Below are 17,342 nucleotides of genomic sequence, written 5' to 3'. Positions count from 1 at the left end.
TCTCAAAAGAAAGGCAGGGCTTCGACAGGCTCAGCCCGAACGGTTGGGTTCATGACCTACGTCGAACTGAACGCCACCAGCCACTTCAGCTTCCTGCGCGGCGTCTCATCGTGCGAGGAACTGTGTTCGGCCGCCGCGATGCTCGGCTATCGCGAGCTCGGCTTTACCGACCGCAACTCTGTCGCCGGCCTCGTCCGCGCGACCATCGCCGGCGACCAGACCGGCATCCGCCCCATCATCGGCTGCCGGCTCGATCTGCAGGAGGGCGCTTCCGTCCTTGTGTGGCCTGAAGACCGCGCCGCCTGGTCCCGGATGACCCGGCTGCTCACCATCGGCAAAAGCCGGGCCGATCCGCGCAAGGGGGAAAAGGGCCAGTGCCACCTCTATTGGGAGGATGTAGCTGGCTGGTCCGAAGGCCTCGTCGCAGCGCTTGTGCCGGACAAGGCGGACGCAGTCACGGAAACCCAACTCGCGCAGATGGCCGACATCTTCGGCAAGCGCGCCCACCTTGCGCTTAGCCTGCGCCGGCGCCCTGGCGACGCCCGGCGCCTGCACGACCTCGAAGCGCTTGCCAAAGGCTTCGGCGTTCGTAGCCTCGCCACCGGCGATGTCCTCTACGACGCGCCGGGCAAGCGCCTGCTTCAGGATGTCGTCACGGCGATCCGCAATAAATGCACCGTCGACGAGCTGGGGTTCAAGCGCGAACGCTTTGCCGACCGCCACCTGAAGAGCGTGGCGGAAATGGAACGGCTGTTCGCGGGCTACCCGGACGCGGTCCGCGCCACCCGCGATATCGCCGATCGCTGCGCCTTTTCGCTCCGCGAGTTGAGCTACCAATATCCCGACGAAATCGTCATGTCCGGCCGCTCGCCGCAGCAGGCACTCGAGCAGATGACCCGCGCCGCGCTCGTTGAGCGATTTCCCGACGGCGTTCCGGAGAATTACACCAAGCTTCTCGAACATGAGCTCGAGCTGGTCGGCAGACGCGGCTACGCACCTTACTTCCTGACCGTGAACTCGATCGTCGCCTTCGCGCGCAGCCAGGGCATCCTTTGCCAGGGGCGTGGATCGGCGGCCAATTCGATCATCTGTTTCGTGCTCGGCGTCACCTCCATCGATCCGATCAAGCATGAGCTGTTGTTCGAGCGCTTCATTTCCGACGCGCGCGACGAGCCGCCGGACATCGACGTCGATTTCGAACATGAGCGGCGCGAGGAAGTGATCCAGTGGATCTATGAAACCTATGGCCGCCGCCACGCGGCACTGACCGCCGTCGTCAGCCGTTATCGCGCGCGCGGGGCCATCCGCGAGGTCGGCAAGGCGCTCGGCCTTCCCGAAGACGTCACCGCCGGCCTCGCCGGCTCGGTGTGGGGCTGGTCCAATGAAGGCGTCCAGCAGAAACACGTCGATGAACTCCATCTCGACGCCACCGAGCCCCGCCTCGCGCTCACCCTCGATCTCGCGCGGCAGCTGATCGGTACGCCGCGGCACATGAGCCAGCATCCGGGCGGCTTCGTCCTCACCCGCGACCGGCTCGACGACCTTGTTCCCATCGAACCCGCGGCAATGGACGACCGCCAGGTAATCGAATGGGAAAAGGACGACATCGAGGAACTGAAGTTCATGAAGGTCGACGTGCTCGGCCTCGGCATGCTCGGCTGCATGCGCCGCGCTTTTGACCTGCTTGACGAGCACAAGGGGTTGCGGCTCACCATGACCGACCTTCAGGACGACGATCCGGAAGTGTTCGCGATGATCCAGCGCGCCGACACGCTCGGCGTGTTCCAGATCGAAAGCCGCGCGCAGATGAGCATGCTGCCGCGCATGAAGCCCAAGGAATTCTACGACCTCGTCATCGAAGTCGCGATCGTCCGCCCCGGCCCGATCCAGGGCGACATGGTCCACCCATACCTCCGTCGCCGCGAAGGCAAGGAGAAACCGGAGTATCCACGTCCCGAGCTCGAAGCGGTGCTCAGGCGAACCCTCGGCGTGCCCTTGTTCCAGGAACAGGCGATGAAGGTCGCCATCGTCGGCGCTGGCTTCACGCCGGCCGAAGCCGATGCGCTGCGCCGCTCCATGGCGACCTTCAAGTTCACCGGCGGAGTCAGCCGCTTCTACGAAAAGCTGGTCGAAGGCATGGTTTCACGCGGCTATCCGCGCGACTTCGCCGAACGCACCTTCAAGCAGATCGAAGGCTTCGGCAGCTACGGCTTTCCCGAAAGCCACGCGGCGAGCTTCGCCAAGATCGCCTACGCTTCATGCTGGATGAAGTGCCACCATCCCGACATCTTCTGCGCGGCATTGCTCAACGCGCAGCCGATGGGCTTCTACGCCCCCGCCCAGATCGTCCGCGACGCGCGCGACCATGACGTCGAAATCCGGCCGGTCTGCATCAACGGCAGCCGTTGGGATACGACGGTCGAGGAACAGGCGGGCCGCTATCGCGCGCTTCGGCTCGGGCTGCGCATGGTGAAGGGTCTCGCCAACATCCACGGCGCCCGCATCGTCGCCGCGCGCGCCGGCGGACCGTTCGAGACCATCGAGGACGTGTGGAAGCGCTCGGGTGTGCCGGTCGCCGCGCTGGAGCGTATCGCCGATGCCGACGGCTTCGCTTCACTAGGGCTTGACCGCCGCCAGGCCCTGTGGCGCGTGAAGGCGCTCGGCGAAACGCCGCTGCCTTTGTTCGCCGCCGCTGACGCGCGAGAGGAGGGGCGCGAACCTGCCGTCGCCCTCACGCCGATGAGCGATGGCCGCCAGGTGGTCGAAGACTATCGCTCGATCCAGCTATCGCTCCGTGCCCACCCGCTGAAGTTCTTGCGCGGGCACCTGGACGCCATGAAGGTTACACCCTGCGGGCGCTTGCCATCGATCAAGGACGGTCGGCGGGTCACCGTCGCCGGCATCGTCCTCGTCCGGCAGCGGCCGGGCTCGACCAACGTCACCTTCATCACCATCGAGGATGAAGGCGGCATCGCCAACATCATCGTCTGGGCCAATCTGTTCGAAAAATACCGCCGCATCATCATGTCGGCGACCATGCTCAAGGTGCATGGAATCATGCAGCGCGAAGGCGAGGTCATTCACATCATTACGCAGCATATCGAGGACGCGTCGCCGATGCTGAGCTCGATCGGTGAAATGGAGTTTCCGCACCGGGTCATGCCCGCCGACGGGGCGACCAGCGGCGGCACGCCCGATCCGCGCGCACCCAAGCTGGTGCGGCCGCGCGACGTCTACATCCCGCCCTTCACCGAGGTCGCTGCTGAAGGCTGCGAGATCCCGATTAAGTCGCGGAACTTCCACTGAGCGCGCGCTTCTCGAAATCGGTCAGAAAACCTTCGATCTCGCGCACGATGCGGCCCAACGCCGGTCGCCACAGCACCGCCCCGACATGATAAGTGTCGATCTCCACCGCGCGGTCGATTTCATGGTCCTGTCCGCGCGCGGCGTTCGGGGCGACGATCCCATCCCGTCGCGACCAGAAAGCCAAAGTCGGTACCGGCGGCTTGCCCTCGCCGCGTGGGAACGGCGGCTCGTTGACATCGTGCCCGGCCACACGCTCGTACAGCTCGCGCACGTTGGTGTTGCTCTTGAGGTCCCCGGAAAAGGGCGAGCACAAGGTTACCACCGCGCGGACCTTGTCCGGATCCGTATGCGCCAGCTCGCGGGCGAACATCCCGCCAAGGCTCCAGCCGATCAACAGCACCGGCCGTCCATCGTAAATGTCTTCCAGCCGTCGCCGCAGAAGTTCCAGCGTGTCCTGCTTCGCGCCGCGATTGAAGCCCAGCCCCCACGGATGCACGCGCCAGCCTGCTCTCGCCAGCGCGCGGCGGATGTCCATGGTCGTCCGGTCATTGGCGAGGAAGCCGGGGATGACCAGCGCCGGCGGTCCTTCCTCCGGCCCGCGCGGACCGATCGGCCCCAGGCCTGCCAGCACTCGCGGCAAATGCCAGGCCATCTCGCGCCAGCGGTGCCAGCCGGGCGGCGCAAGGTCATCTGGATGGATCCCGCCGGTCGCCCCGGCCACTGCTGTTCGCGGCCACTTCATGCCGTCAAGATGATGCCATTCCACGACCGAAACAAGAACGGCGCAGAATCTAGCTGTGTCTTTTCAGGAACTTGTCGATTTCGCGCACCACCTCACGCGTCGCCCGGCGCGACACGCCGAAGCCCATGTGGGTGCAGCTGAGCTCGACTTCTTCGTCGCGTTCATGATCCAGCCCGCGTGCCGCGCGTGGCGCAATCAGCCCGTCCTTCCGCGACCACAAGGCGAGATGGGGCACCGGTGGCTTGCCGGTCACGCGCGGCAGCGGCGGATCGTCCACCTTGTGCCCAGCCACCCGTTCATACAGCCGCCACACATGATTCTGCTTGGGATCGCCGGAAAAGGGTGAGCCGAGCGTCACCACCGCGCGCACCCGCTCTGGAACCGCTCGCGCCAGCTCGCGCGCGAACAGGCCGCCCAGACTCCATCCGACGAGCAGCACCGGCCTGTCCTCAGCAATCTCGTCAAGCCGTGTCTTCAGCTGATCGACCGTGTCGGCCCGCGCGCCCAGGTTGATACCGCGCGCCCAACCGTGAACCCGCCATCCGGCTTCCGCCAAGGACTGACGCAGCGCCCCGGTCGTCCGGTCGTGCGCAATGAACCCCGGAATGACCAACGCCGGCGAACCATCCTTCGGCCCCAGCGGCCCGGTCGGCCCGAACGTCCGCCACATTCGCGGCAGCAGCGACGCCGCTTCGCCCAGCCGCAATCGCAGCGGCGGCAGCGCGTCGTCGCCCTCCCACGTCACCTACAGATACTCGCGGCCCATCAGTTCCTGCATTGCTGCCGGCAACTTCACCCGCCCGTCGGCCGTCTGGTGGTTCTCCAACAAAGGCACCAGGATGCGCGGACTCGCCAGCGCGGTATTGTTCAGCGTGTGCGCGAACCGCACCTTCCCGTCGGCGCCGCGGTAACGGATGTTCGCCCGCCGCGCCTGCCAGTCGTGAAGGGTCGAGCAGCTGTGCGTCTCGCGATACTTGCCCAGGCTCGGCACCCAGCTTTCGATGTCGTTCATGCGATATTTGCCGAGGCCCATGTCGCCGGTCGACGTCTCGATCACCTGATACGGAATCTCGAGATCGCGCAGCAGGCTCTCGGCGAGGTCCAGCAGCTTCGCATGCCACTCGGCCGACTGCGCGTCGTCCGCCTCGCACACGACGTATTGCTCGACCTTCACGAACTGGTGGACGCGCAGCAACCCGCGCACGTCCTTGCCCGCGCTGCCCGCCTCGCGGCGGAAGCAGGGGGAATAGCCGGCATAGAGGATCGGCAGCTTGTCCGCCTCGACGATCTCGCCCGCGTGCAGCGAGGTCAGCACGACCTCCGCCGTCCCCGCCAGCCACAGATCGTCGTTCGGCAGCTCGTACGTCTCTTCGCGGTGACCCGGAAACTGCCCCTGGTTGAGGAAAGCCTGCTCGCGCGCGATCGCTGGCACCGTAATCGGCGTGAACCCCGCCTGCGCGATCTTGTCGAGCGCCCAGCCCATCAGCTTGGTCTCGAGCAGCGCGAGGCCACCTTTCAGGCAATAGGTCCGGCTCCCCGAAACTTGCGTCACCCGGCTGAGGTCGCCCCAGCCATTCTTCTCGATCAGCGCGACGTGGTCGAGCGGCTCGAAATCGAACTGCGGAACCGCCCCTTCCGTGCGGATGACCTGGTTGAAGCTCTCGTCCGGCCCGACCGGCGCCCCGGCGTAGGGAATGCCCGGCAGCTTCATCAGCAGCGTCTTCAACTCGGCGTCCTTGCCGGCGGACTCGGCTTCCAGTTCCGAAGCCCGTGCCCCGGCTTCCTTTGCCTGCCGCCCAAGCTCCGCCTTTTCCTCCGGCGATGCGTCCTTGAAGCGCGCGCTCACCGCGTTGCGCTCGGCCCGCAGCCGGTCGATCTCGGTCTTCGCCGCGCGCACTTCACCGTCCAGGCTCAGCACCTGGTCCAGGTCGACATCGACCCCCTTGTCGCGAATGGCCTGCTCGACCGCCTCGCGGTTCGCCTTGACGAAATCCAATCCCAGCATGCGCGCGGCGTTAGCGAAACAGTTCCGTCTTTGCGAGCGCAGCGAAGCAATCCAGGGGCTGCGCTTGGATTGCCGCGTCGCTTGCGCTCCTCGCAATGACGGCTAAGCCGCGCCCATGCCCTCCGGTCTTATCGCCCTGCTCGACGACGTCGCTACCATCGCCAAGCTCGCCGCCTCGTCGCTCGACGATGTCGCGGGCGCGGCCGGCAAGGCGGGGACCAAGGCGGCCGGAGTGGTAATCGACGATACCGCAGTGACTCCCCGCTACGTGACCGGCCTGTCGCCGGAACGCGAGCTGCCGATCATCGGCAAGATCGCGTGGGGCTCGATCCGCAACAAGCTGCTGTTCCTGCTGCCCGCGGCGCTGCTCCTGACCGCCTTTGCGCCCTTCCTGACGACGCCCCTGCTGATGATCGGCGGTTCCTATCTGGCCTTCGAAGCGACCGAGAAGATCCTCGAAAGGCTGCTCCACGAGCATGAGCATGAGGAGCAGCTGGTCGATGCGATGGGCGATCCCGTCGAGCTCGAGAAGATGCAGGTTAAGGGCGCCATCCGCACCGACTTCATTCTGTCGGCCGAGATCATGGCCATCGCGCTCGCCAGCCTCGAGCATCTGACCCTACTGACCACCGCCATCGCGCTGATTGTGGTGGCGATCGCGATCACCGCCGGCGTCTATGGCGCCGTCGCGCTGATCGTGAAGCTCGACGACATCGGCCTCCACCTTGCGGAACGCGACAACCGGAGCGCCCGGGCCTTCGGCTGCATGCTGGTGCGCGTCGTCCCGTCGATCCTGTCCGGCCTGTCGACCATCGGCACCGCGGCGATGCTGTGGGTCGGCGGCGGAATCCTCGTCCACGGCCTGGAAGAGCTGAACGTCCTGCCCCTGGTCCCCCACACGATCCATGACATCGCCCATGCCGCCGGCGACGCGACAGGGCCGCTGTCCGGTATCGTGAATTGGGTGGTGAATGCGCTGGGCGGGGCCGTCGTCGGCCTCATCGTCGGCGCCATAATCGCCGTCATCGTCCGCCGCTTCACCAAGCGGCCGGAGGAACTGATCACCGATTAATCGAAGTGCAGCCGGCGATAGCTGCCACGGAAATACAGCAAGGGATCGAGCTTCGCGTCGAAGGTCGCCTTCACCACTTGGCCAATCAGGATGTGATGATCGCCGCCGTCATGCACGGCATGGCGTGCGCATTCGAAGACGCCCATTGAATCTTTCAGGATCGGCGCGCCTGCCTCGCCGGTCGACCAGGGCGTCGCGCCGAACCGGTCCTGATCGCGCGTGGAAAAGCGGATCGATGCCGGCTGCTGCCCCGTCTGCAGCACGTTCACGGCGAAATGCGAGGCGCCGACCAGCGCCTCGGCGCTCGCCGCGCGCTTGGCCAGGCATACCAGCAGCAATGGCGGGTCGAGCGACACCGAGGTAAAGCTGTTGACCGTGAGCCCGGCCGGCTGGCCGTCGGTGTCGACGCATGTCACCACCGTCACGCCGGTCGCGAAGCAGCCCAGGGCATCGCGCAGGGTCCGCGGGTCGTGCCCGCTGCGGTACTCGCCACTGGTCGCCTTGTCGGCCATGACGCGGCTATAGCGCCCTGCCTTCAGAGCGCCAGCAGCCTCTCCGGCGTCAGCTCAAGCACAGCCTCGATCGTGGTGCCGAGGGCCGACGAGACCAGGTAGCGCGGCTGAAATGCATCGTGCTTGTACGGCGTGTGCACCGCGCGCTCGATCGTGAACGGCAGCCGCTCGACGGTTTCGCTTTCAAGGCTGAAGTGCGCCTCGCCAAAGCTCGATGCCAGTCCGGCGCCGAGGATCTTCAGGTCACCGGCCTCGCGCGCCAGACCGAACTCAACGCTGTGCCAGTATAGCCGCGCCTCCCGCTCGCCCTCGCCGGCTGCGATCGCTGCTGAACCCAGTTCACCAATGCGTCGCGTCATCTCCGCGAAGTCGTGGTGCGCCAGCATCGGGATGTGGCCGAACATGTCGTGGAAACAGTCCGGTGCCTCCAGATAGTCGAGCTGCTCGCGAGTCCGAATGAAATTTCCGACCGGGAACACGCGCTCGGACAGCATGGCGAAGAAGATGTCATCGGGAACCAGGCCCGGCACGGCGACCGTGCGCCAGCCGGTCCTCGGCTCCAGTATTGCGTTCAGTCCCTCGACGTCCGGCACGCCCGGATGCGACAGTCGCAGGAGGTCAATGCCGTCGAGGAACGGCGAGACGACGCGGCTGCCCAGCAACTCAACCTGCCGCGCGAACAGCAGGTCCCAGACCGCATGATTCTCCGCCGTAAACTCGTCCCAGCGTTGCGGGACGACGTAGCTCGCCCAATCCTTGCTCGGGGCGGCGCTTCTGATCTTTTCCTGCAGCATCGCTAAATCCTTGGGTTCGAGACAATAAAAAACCCGCCGAGCGGGTGCTGGGCGGGTGGAGGCAGTCGAAACTGTCGCGGGCGCGTCAGTCCGTTCCAGCCTCCCGAATATAATAATAGCTCACCGGCGCAGCCGTGGCGGCGCGGAGCAAGACAATGGAGGCTGACGAACAGGTCATCACGGTCCTTATTCCATTGCCGTCATGAACGATCAATGGCTGAGTTGATGATGGGCGCTCAGCTCGAAGGCAGTTGGTTCGACACGTTGTTGAACATTCCGTCGACCTTGTTTCCAAGCTGGATGAAGGCGGCGTAGGCCGCGATCGCGATCAGGCAGGCGACGAGTGCGAATTCGATCGCATTGGCCCCGCTTTCGCAGTGCAGCAGTCTGGCGATCTTGCGCATGGGCCATTCCCCCCGGGTGACACGCCCGCGCTTCCACCCGCCGGCCGCACCATTGTCCGGTTGCCGCCCCTGCCAAATGCTTGCCGCGGTTGGTTAAGCCCCGTGCATCCGCGCTGCGAAACTCAGCCTTATCCGGCGATCCGGTTAATGGCCTCGGCAAGCCGCGCGTCGCGTTCGGTCACGCCACCGGCATCATGGCTCGTGAGCCGGAAATCGATGCGGTTCCACACGCTGGTGAACTCCGGATGATGATCGACCTTTTCCGCATGCATTGCGATCCGCGTCAGCACGCCGAAAGCTTCGCTGAAATTCTTGAACGTGAAGCTGCGGATCAATGCCTTGCCGCCGGCTTCGATGTTCCAACCCGTGGGCACGTCCATCCTCTTCTCCTGTCCTATCGCGGATGGGTGCGCTATACCTTGGCACCGCCACTGCAGGCAGGGTGCCGGACCTCCTAAGTTCACGGTAAAGCTGCTGCTCGGCGTGAACTTAGTGACCTTAGTCGCGTCCGCCTCCTTGAAATGAAGCGCCCCGGAGCGCAGTTGGGCCGCGAAGGAGAGACAAATGGCGACGCAACTTGCCGAAAAAGGGCCGTTGGGCCTCGAAAACCCGATGGGCACCGACGGCTTCGAGTTCGTCGAATATACCGCGCCGGACATTGAGCTGCTGCGCTCGCTGTTCACCAAAATGGGCTTCCCCGAGGTCGCGCGGCACAAGAGCAAGAACGTCACGCTGCACAAGCAGGCCGACTGCAACTTCATCATCAATGCCGAGCCCGGTTCCTATGCCGAAGATTACGCCCGCGATCACGGGCCCAGCGCCTGCGCGATGGCCTTCCGGGTCAAGGACGCCAAGGCCGCGCATGCACGCGCGCTCGACCTAGGCGCGACCGGCGTGCAAGTGGCGAAGGGCGACGGCGAGCTCGACATCCCGGCGATCGAGGGCATCGGCGGCTCGCGCCTGTTCTTCGTCGACCAATATGGCTCGAATGGCTCGATCTACGAAACCGACTTCGACTTCCATCCCGACTGGCAGAAGCGGATGGCGGAGGCCGATTCGAAGCTCACCTACATCGACCACCTGACGCACAACGTGAATCGCGGGCGGATGAGCGTCTGGGCCGACTTCTATGAAAAGCTCTTCAACTTCCGCGAAATCCGCTATTTCGACATCGAGGGTAAGCAGACTGGCCTGTTCTCGAAGGCGATGACGAGCCCGTGCGGCAAGATCCGCATCCCGCTCAACGAAAGCCAGGACGACAAGAGCCAGATCGAGGAGTTCCTCCGCGAGTATAAAGGCGAGGGGATCCAGCACATCGCGCTCGGCACCTCGAACATCTACGACGCGGTCGACATCATCCGGGGTCGCGGCATTCCGTTCCAGGACACGCCTGACACCTATTACGAGCTGCTGCCGGAGCGGATCAAAGGCCATGAGGAAAGCATCTCCGAGCTCGAAAAACGCCGCATCCTGATGGACGGCGCGCCGACCGAAGGGCAGGGGCTCCTGCTGCAGATCTTCACCCAGAACGTGATCGGCCCGATCTTCTTCGAAATCATCGAGCGCAAGGGCAACGAGGGCTTCGGCGAGGGCAATTTCAAGGCGCTGTTCGAAAGCATCGAGCTCGACCAGGTCCGCCGCGGAGTCCTCTGACGGCTGCGGTCGCCGCCATCGATGAAGCGGCCATCATGGCCGTGCTCGAGACGGTGCCCGATCCCGAGATCCCGGTCCTGTCGATCATGGACCTCGGCATCGTCCGCGGCCTGGCCTTGGATCCACCGCGGGTGCTCATCAGTCCGACCTACACCGGCTGTCCGGCCACGATTGCGATCGAGACGTCGGTTCGCGAGGCACTCGACGCGGCCGGCTTCCGGGATGTTCACATCGAGCGGGTGCTGTTCCCGCCCTGGTCGACCGATTGGATTACCGAACGCGGCCGCCAACGACTTCAGGCTTATGGCATTGCGCCGCCAAGCCCGTCAGCGACAGCCGAATGCCCGCAGTGCGGCTCCTCCGACACGGCGGAGATCAGCCGCTTCGGCGCGACACCGTGCAAGGCGCAATGGCGCTGCAGCGCCTGCCTGGAACCGTTCGAACGCTTCAAATGCCATTAGGCTATTTGGCGCAGAGCTTGCCGGTTTCCTTGCAGTAAGCGGCGCGGACATCGCCCTTGAAATCCATCGTCCCGATCCGCTGCATCGTGTCACCGATGATGGCCGGCATCGCCGCGCGGACACGCTGTCCGGCGCCGCTCGTCTGGAACGCTACCGCGACCCGCAGGTCGGGCACGCTCAGCCGCCGCGCATAGGCTTCGGCCTCGGCGCTCATCAGTCGATCGCGACCCGCATCGTAGACCCGCTTCGCCGTCGCACGGAGCTGCGTACGGTCGGCGTCGGACAGGTCTTTCTGCTCGGCGACCAGCTCCTCGGTCTCCTTTTGCTGGATCATCGGCAGCAGCGAGGCGAGCGTCCCGCTCTCGGCCATTTGCCGCCCAAGCCTAAGCGCTTCTGGCGAGGGCTGCGCGGCTGCGGCAGCGAGCATGAGAACGATCACCATTCAGCAAAACTCCCATCCTTGTTGCGGAAGATAGGGTTGCGCCAGCGGTGCCGGTCCCTGTCCGCCTCGCGCACCGCCGCCTCGTCGATATCGACACCGAGCCCCGGGCCTTCCGGCACCGGCAAGTAGCCGTCGATCGGGGTCAGCGCCTCCTTGTTGGTGCAGAAGTTCAACAGGTCGTGCCCACCGGTGTTGTAGTGGATGCCGAGGCTGATTTCCTGGATGGCGTGGTTCGGCGTGCAAGCTGCGATCTGGAGGCACGCGCCAAGTGCCAGCGGGCCGAGCGGACAGTGCGGCGCGACAGCGACGTCATACGCCTCGGCCATTGCGGCAATCTTGCGCACCTCGAGGATGCCCCCGGCGTGACTGAGGTCGGGCTGAATGATGTCCACGATGCCCTTCTCGAACACCGGCTTGAACTCCCACCGCCCATAGAGCCGCTCGCCAAGCGCGATCGGCGTGGAGACGTGATCGGAGATTTCCTGAAGGCCTTCGAGGTTCTCGGAGAGCAGGGGCTCTTCGATGAACAGCAGCCCCATCGGTTCCAGCACTTTGGCGAGCTGCTTGGCCATCGGCCGGTGCACCCGGCCATGAAAGTCGAGCCCGACATCCATGCCCTGCGCCTGCGCCGCCTCGACCCGCTTCACGACCTCGTCGAACGCCTTGGGCGTGCCAATCCAGTCGAGCTCGGCGGTCGCGTTCATCTTGACGGCGTTGAAGCCCTGCGCCTTCCGGCCCGCCGCGGCATCGGCGATTTCGTGCGGCCGGTCGCCGCCGATCCAGGCATAGGACCGGACCTTCTCGCGCACCTTGCCGCCCAGCATCTCCCAGGCCGGTAGGCCAAGCGCCCGGCCTTTCAGATCCCACAGCGCCTGCTCCAGGCCGGACAGGGCCGACATGATGATGGCCCCGCCGCGATAGAAGCCGCCGCGATAGCCAACCTGCCAGATGTCTTCGATTGCGAAGGGATCGGCGCCGATGAAGCGGTCGCGATAGGCCTCGAACACGCCGTCGACGGCTTCCGCCCAGCCTTCGAGGCTCGCCTCGCCCCAGCCGACCGCGCCGTCGTCGCTCTCGACCCGGACGAACAGCCACCGCGGCGGGACGAAAAAGGTTTCGATCTTCCCGATCTTGCGCGCGGTCATCCCTGCACCCCGCTGCTTTCGGCTCCGCCGCCACCGCTCGCCGCACCGTCGTCCGGCTCATTCGCGTTGCTTGCGTTGCTCGCGGTTTGCGCCTGCGTCCCGTTGGCCGACAAATGCCGCCCGGCCGCGTCGTCGCTATCGGGCATTTCGCCGATCTTCTTGATCGGCACCACCAGGCACACGCTCTGCGCCGGCAGCACGTTGCGCCAGTCGGCGATCAATTGCTTGTAAGCCTTGCCGACGTTGCGGATCTTGCGGTCGAGGTCGAACAGGCCGAGCGGATTCACATTGCCGTTCTGCTCACGCAGCGCCGTATCCCAGTCGACTTGATCGGTCAGGCTGTACCAGGTGAAGCCGACGGTCGGGATGCCCACGTTTCGCAGCCGCAAGACGTTGGCCCATTCCTTCCACAGCCACTTGACCGCCTCGTCGCCGTGCTGGCCTTCCCACAAATTGGTCTCGGTGTGCATCACCGGCAGGCGGAAGCGGTTGTAATATTGCCGCGTGATTTCGGCGTAACCGAAGGTCTCACCGGCCGCGACGGTATGGCCGTCGGCGAACACGCGATGCTCATTCAGCGCGTAATAGTCGTTCCCGAAAATGCAGTGCTGTTTAAGCCGATGCTCGAGGAACCACTCATATTCCTCGCGGGTCATGCCGTTATCCAGCAGATATTGGTACATCCCGCTGTCGACCCGGCGCCCGTAATTGAGGTCGAGCGACAGGAAGCGCATCTGGTTCAGCACTTCCGCGCGGCCGATCGCGGCGGGTGAGTCCGCGTGATAATATTCGGACGATTCCGACTGGATGAAGATCGCGTCGTGGCGGCGCTTCAGGATCTCGATCATCGCCATCACATTGGCTTTGACGATGTGCTTGAGCGCGGTGATGAAGGACTTGTCGTCCTTTTTCTGCTCGTTCCACCAGCCGTACTTGGCGGAGAAAACCGAGCAGATGAACATCTCGTTGATCGGGGTGTAGAGCTGGACCCAGGGGAAGCGCTCGGCGAAATCCCCGGCGTAAGCTGCGAACAGTCGCGGGAAGTCGGGGTTTTGAAAATTGCCGACCCAGTCCGGCACCCCGAAATGGCAGAGGTCGACGATTGGCGTGATGTCGCGGCGCTTGAGGTCCGCGAAGGTCAGGTCGGTGAATTCCCAATCGTACTTCCCGGGCGCAAGCCAAGTTTTGTGGATCGGCGGGCCGTACCGCAGATAGTTGATGCCGATTTCCTGGACGCAGTCGAAGTCCTCGCGCCAGCGCTCGTAATGGCCGCACACAGCCATCTCATCGACGCGGGTCTTGCCCTGGTTGATCGTGGGGTAACTGTTCTCGATCCCCGTCGCGAACATGAAGTTGGCGATGGCTTACTCTCCCGTCGTCAGTTCTCGTTGGCCCGTTCAGCCTGCGAACGGGACGTCGGCCAGTCCCCGCACACCGGGCATGGTCATAAACAACCCTCCCGCATTTGGTTGCATTCTTAACGCCTCTTCATCGAGCCCGATGCTGGCCGAGGTGATGTACAGGCGGTCGAGATCGGGGCCTCCGAACGTGCAGCTGGTCGGCCGCTGCACGGGCATCTTGATCGTCTCCACCCACTCTCCGTCGGGTGCGTAGCGCCGGAGGCACCAGCCGTCCCAAAAAGCGATCCACAGGCAACCTTCGCTGTCGACGGTCATGCCGTCGGGAAAGCCGTCGCCTTTGCCGAACTGCAAAAACGTACGCTTATTCGAGGCGGCTCCGGCACCGTCGATATCGAACGCGTAGGTTACCTGCCGGGCGCTGTCGTTGTGATACATGATGCTTCCGTCCGGGCTGAACGCCGGGCCGTTGGTCACCCGATACTGCCCGTCGACGGCGACGATGCTGCGGTCGGCGTCGACCCGATAGAGCGTGCCGCTGTCCTGGCGCTCGGCATCGTCCATCGTTCCCGCCCAGAAGCGTCCCTGCCGATCGAGCTTGCCGTCGTTGAAGCGATTGTCCGGGCGCTCCGATTCCGGATCGAGGAAAATCTTGAACAGTTTCGACCCGGGGTCGACCTCGGCCAGTCCGCCTTCGGTGCCGCCGATGAAGCCGCCACGGCGCGTCGGCGCGATCGAGCCGATCCGGAAGGGCGTCGGCCATTCGGAGACGTGGCCGCGATCGTCGAGACGGAAGATCTTCAGGCCCTTGATATCCAGCCAGTAGAGCGCGTTCTCCCGCGCGACCCACACCGGGCCTTCGCCCAGCACGGCGTGGACGTCGGCGACGCATTGGACGGTCGAGTCGGCGGACATGACAAATGCGATAGAGCGCCCGCCCGAAAAGAAAACGGTGGAGCAACCACGATGTGTCGTGGTTGTAGGCGATATGCGCTGGCCTGAAGGATTTATCGCCGTCGATTGGGGCACGACCAATCGCCGCGCCTACCGCCTCGATGGCTCAGGGAAGTGCGTCGACGAGTTCGAGGATGACAAGGGTGTGCTGTCCGTGGCTGCGGACGGGTTTCCCGCCGCGATGGCCGAGATCCGCAAGCGGCTCGGCGATCATCCGCTGCTGCTGGCCGGGATGATCGGTTCGAACCGCGGGTGGAAGGAAGCGCCCTATGTGCCGGCGCCCGCGGGGCTCGATGACCTGGCCAAGGCGTTGGTGTGGGTTGGGGAACGCGAGGCAATCGTTCCCGGCGTCTCCTACCTGGAGAATGGTCGCGCCGACGTAATGCGCGGTGAAGAGGTCCAATTGCTCGGTGCGGTAGTGGACGGATCGATCGGCCGTGACGGTCTCGCCTGTCATCCCGGCACGCACAACAAATGGGTCACGCTCCGTGGCGGCAAGATCGACAGCTTCCGGACGGTGATGACGGGCGAGCTGTTCAGTCTGTTGAAGGAGCACAGCATCCTCTCCGATCTGCTGCAAAGCGAAGTCGAGCTGAACGATGTCTTCCGCGACGCCGCTCGGTTCGCCATCAACAATGAAAGCCTGCCTGCCGATCTGTTTTCAGTTCGCGCCCGCGTCCTGCTCGGTGTCGCCCGGAAGGAAGATGCAGCCAGTTACGCAAGCGGCCTCCTGATCGGCGCCGACGTGCGTGTCGGGCTGTCTTATCCGACCGGCGCGGACATTGCGGCCGTCGGCCGACCGGAGCTGACGCGGCTCTATGCAGCGGCCATTAGGGAAGCCTCACGGGAAGTCCGGGAACTGGACGGCGAGCGCTGTTTCCTCGCCGGCATCCACGAAATCGCGAAAAGGATCTGACGTGAACGCCCGCGAAATGCTGCATCGCTATCTCGATCAATGCCCGCTGGTGGCCATCCTGCGGGGAGTGACACCAGACGAAGCCGAAGCGGTCGGCGACGCTGTTGTCGACGCCGGCATGCGGATCATCGAAGTGCCGCTGAATTCCCCGAAACCCTTGGACAGCATCGAGCGACTCGCGAAGCGATTTGGCGATCAGGTGCTGGTCGGCGCGGGGACCGTGCTCGACCCCGCCGACGTGCCGCGCGTCCGCGATGCGGGCGGACAGATCATCGTGTCGCCTGACACCAACCTCGACGTGATTGCGGCCGCCGCCTCCACCGGGATGGTCGCCAGTCCGGGCTATTTCACGCCTTCCGAAGGCTTCGCCGCCATCCGCGCGGGCGCAACCGCGCTCAAGCTGTTTCCCGCGGAGGGCGCGAGCCCGGCGGTGCTGAAGGCGCAGTTAGCGGTGCTGCCTAAAGACGTCCCGATCCTTATCGTTGGAGGCGTGAAGCCGGATAATATGCGCCCGTGGCTCGACGCCGGGGCGGCGGGCTTCGGCCTTGGCGGCGGGCTATACCAGGCCGGTCAAAGCGCATCGGACACGCTGGCCAAGGCAAAAGCCTATGTTGCGGGGCTCGGCCGATGAAACCCATCCGCATCGCCATCATCGGCTACGGCAAGATCGCGGAGGACCAGCACCGGCCCTCGATCGAAGGCAATGGGCGCTTCGAGCTTGTCGCGAGTTCCAGCCGGTCAGGACAGGGCGTTGGACAGACCTTTACCGACTGGCGTGACTTGATCCGGACCGCCGAAGGTCTGGAAGCGGTTGCCATCACCACGCCGCCAGGACCCCGGTTCGAGATTGCCAGCGAATGCATTGCCGCCGGGCTGCATTGCCTGCTCGAAAAGCCGCCGGCCGCCGGTCTTGCCCAGATCTCGGAACTGGATTGCGCGGCGCAGGCCAAAGGCGTCACCTTGTTCACGACCTGGCACGCCCAGCATCACGCGACCGTCGACGCGGCCGCGCAGGCGCTCGCGGGCAAGCGCGTCAAATCGATGCAAATCCTGTGGCACGAGGATGTCCACAAATGGCATCCCGGTCAGCAGTGGATCTGGGACGCAGGCGGGTTCGGCGTGTTCGATCCGGGGATCAACGCGCTGTCGATCGCCACCAAGATCTTTCCCGGCGCCTTGTTCGTTCAATCGGCGGCGTTGCAGATCCCGGAGAATGCACAGACGCCGATTGCTGCCGATATCGTCTTCTCGAGCACGGAGGCGGACGGCCCGCTCACCGCCAGTCTCGACTGGCGCCGGACCGAGGGCGAGGAATGGACAATCGCCGCGGAGACGACCGACGGCGTTTCGGTCCGGCTTGAGCAGGGGGGCGCACGCCTGGTGCTTAACGGAAGGGCGCAGGACGATGACGGCCCAGGCGAGTATCCCGACATCTACCGGACCTTCGTCGACCTGATCGATGGGCGCCGCAGCCTGGTTGATGTGGCACCCTTCCGGCTGGTCGCCGACTGCCTGCTGACAGCAACCCTGACACGCGTCGATCCGATCACGATGTAAGGGCAACCTTCACGCCGCGAC

The 17,342-nt window shown here is 64.8% G+C and carries 18 protein-coding genes; 7 read left to right on the top strand and 11 right to left on the bottom strand.

The genetic code is table 11. The features are described 5' to 3' along the window. Positions 1–51: 51 nt before the first annotated feature. Positions 52–3,306, top strand: a complete 3,255-nt coding sequence (locus tag QU596_RS08420) for an error-prone DNA polymerase (protein ID WP_308514918.1) — start codon at positions 52–54, stop codon at positions 3,304–3,306. Here the strand turns inward: QU596_RS08420 and QU596_RS08415 are convergent. From QU596_RS08415 to serS, 3 genes are read right to left on the bottom strand one after another with little or no spacing between them, the layout of a single operon-like run. Continuing rightward, the gene (locus QU596_RS08415) at positions 3,284–4,048 is read right to left on the bottom strand and encodes an esterase/lipase family protein (protein ID WP_308514916.1); all 765 of its coding nucleotides are present in this window, start codon (positions 4,046–4,048) and stop codon (positions 3,284–3,286) included. The two genes, QU596_RS08420 and QU596_RS08415, sit on opposite strands and share 23 nt — an antisense overlap. A gap of 49 nt (positions 4,049–4,097) precedes the next feature. Then, positions 4,098–4,793 (bottom strand): alpha/beta hydrolase, encoded by a 696-nt coding sequence (locus tag QU596_RS08410; protein WP_308514915.1) that lies wholly within the window; start codon positions 4,791–4,793, stop codon positions 4,098–4,100. After that, positions 4,794–6,053, bottom strand: a complete 1,260-nt coding sequence (gene serS, locus QU596_RS08405) for a serine--tRNA ligase (RefSeq protein ID WP_308514913.1) — start codon at positions 6,051–6,053, stop codon at positions 4,794–4,796. 115 nt (positions 6,054–6,168) lie between these two features. Between serS and QU596_RS08400 the strand changes: the two genes are divergently transcribed. Next, complete coding sequence (locus QU596_RS08400) at positions 6,169–7,125, top strand: DUF808 domain-containing protein (protein WP_308514911.1); 957 nt, start codon at positions 6,169–6,171, stop codon at positions 7,123–7,125. Here QU596_RS08400 and QU596_RS08395 read toward each other — a convergent pair. From QU596_RS08395 to QU596_RS08380, 4 genes are all read right to left on the bottom strand, one after another. After that, a complete protein-coding gene (locus QU596_RS08395) occupies positions 7,122–7,637 on the bottom strand; it encodes a flavin reductase family protein (protein WP_308514910.1) in 516 nt (171 codons plus the stop codon). The two genes, QU596_RS08400 and QU596_RS08395, sit on opposite strands and share 4 nt — an antisense overlap. Positions 7,638–7,660: 23 nt before the next feature. Next, a complete protein-coding gene (locus tag QU596_RS08390) occupies positions 7,661–8,431 on the bottom strand; it encodes a phenylalanine 4-monooxygenase (protein WP_308514908.1) in 771 nt (256 codons plus the stop codon). A gap of 236 nt (positions 8,432–8,667) precedes the next feature. Continuing rightward, positions 8,668–8,835 (bottom strand): Flp family type IVb pilin, encoded by a 168-nt coding sequence (locus QU596_RS08385; RefSeq protein WP_308514906.1) that lies wholly within the window; start codon positions 8,833–8,835, stop codon positions 8,668–8,670. A 128-nt stretch (positions 8,836–8,963) separates the two neighbouring features. After that, positions 8,964–9,215, bottom strand: a complete 252-nt coding sequence (locus QU596_RS08380) for a 4a-hydroxytetrahydrobiopterin dehydratase (protein WP_308514904.1) — start codon at positions 9,213–9,215, stop codon at positions 8,964–8,966. Between the two features lie 184 nt (positions 9,216–9,399). Between QU596_RS08380 and hppD the strand changes: the two genes are divergently transcribed. Together hppD and paaD are read left to right on the top strand one after the other, a co-directional pair. After that, positions 9,400–10,488, top strand: a complete 1,089-nt coding sequence (gene hppD, locus QU596_RS08375) for a 4-hydroxyphenylpyruvate dioxygenase (protein WP_308514902.1) — start codon at positions 9,400–9,402, stop codon at positions 10,486–10,488. 35 nt (positions 10,489–10,523) lie between these two features. Next, complete coding sequence (gene paaD, locus QU596_RS08370; protein ID WP_308514900.1) at positions 10,524–10,949, top strand: 1,2-phenylacetyl-CoA epoxidase subunit PaaD; 426 nt, start codon at positions 10,524–10,526, stop codon at positions 10,947–10,949. Between the two features lies 1 nt (position 10,950). Here the strand turns inward: paaD and QU596_RS08365 are convergent, their stop codons facing one another. From QU596_RS08365 to QU596_RS08350, 4 genes are read right to left on the bottom strand one after another with little or no spacing between them, the layout of a single operon-like run. After that, complete coding sequence (locus QU596_RS08365; RefSeq protein WP_308514896.1) at positions 10,951–11,391, bottom strand: DUF2059 domain-containing protein; 441 nt, start codon at positions 11,389–11,391, stop codon at positions 10,951–10,953. Further along, on the bottom strand, positions 11,385–12,536 hold the full coding sequence (dgoD, locus tag QU596_RS08360; protein WP_308514894.1) for a galactonate dehydratase: 1,152 nt from the start codon (positions 12,534–12,536) through the stop codon (positions 11,385–11,387). The genes QU596_RS08365 and dgoD overlap by 7 nt, the downstream gene beginning before the upstream one ends. Further along, positions 12,533–13,885, bottom strand: a complete 1,353-nt coding sequence (locus QU596_RS08355; protein WP_308514893.1) for a family 1 glycosylhydrolase — start codon at positions 13,883–13,885, stop codon at positions 12,533–12,535. The genes dgoD and QU596_RS08355 overlap by 4 nt, the downstream gene beginning before the upstream one ends. Before the next feature lie 48 nt (positions 13,886–13,933). After that, positions 13,934–14,809 (bottom strand): SMP-30/gluconolactonase/LRE family protein, encoded by an 876-nt coding sequence (locus QU596_RS08350; RefSeq protein ID WP_308514892.1) that lies wholly within the window; start codon positions 14,807–14,809, stop codon positions 13,934–13,936. A gap of 73 nt (positions 14,810–14,882) precedes the next feature. Here QU596_RS08350 and QU596_RS08345 point away from each other — a divergent pair, with 73 nt between their 5' ends. The 3 genes from QU596_RS08345 to QU596_RS08335 are packed head-to-tail and all read left to right on the top strand — an operon-like array spanning position 14,883 to position 17,321. Beyond that, a complete protein-coding gene (locus QU596_RS08345; protein ID WP_308514890.1) occupies positions 14,883–15,764 on the top strand; it encodes a 2-dehydro-3-deoxygalactonokinase in 882 nt (293 codons plus the stop codon). Positions 15,765–15,780: 16 nt separating this feature from the next. Beyond that, on the top strand, positions 15,781–16,395 hold the full coding sequence (locus QU596_RS08340; RefSeq protein ID WP_308517965.1) for a 2-dehydro-3-deoxy-6-phosphogalactonate aldolase: 615 nt from the start codon (positions 15,781–15,783) through the stop codon (positions 16,393–16,395). After that, positions 16,392–17,321 carry a Gfo/Idh/MocA family protein gene (locus tag QU596_RS08335; RefSeq protein WP_308514887.1) on the top strand — a complete coding sequence of 310 codons (930 nt, stop codon included), beginning with the start codon at positions 16,392–16,394 and terminating at the stop codon, positions 17,319–17,321. The genes QU596_RS08340 and QU596_RS08335 overlap by 4 nt, the downstream gene beginning before the upstream one ends. Positions 17,322–17,342 lie beyond the last annotated feature (21 nt).

Origin of the sequence: Sphingomonas flavescens (assembly GCF_030866745.1) — a bacterium.
GTDB lineage: Bacteria > Pseudomonadota > Alphaproteobacteria > Sphingomonadales > Sphingomonadaceae > Sphingomicrobium > Sphingomicrobium flavescens.
Note: the sequence above shows the minus strand (reverse complement) of the source record. Positions and strands in the feature narration are given on the sequence as shown.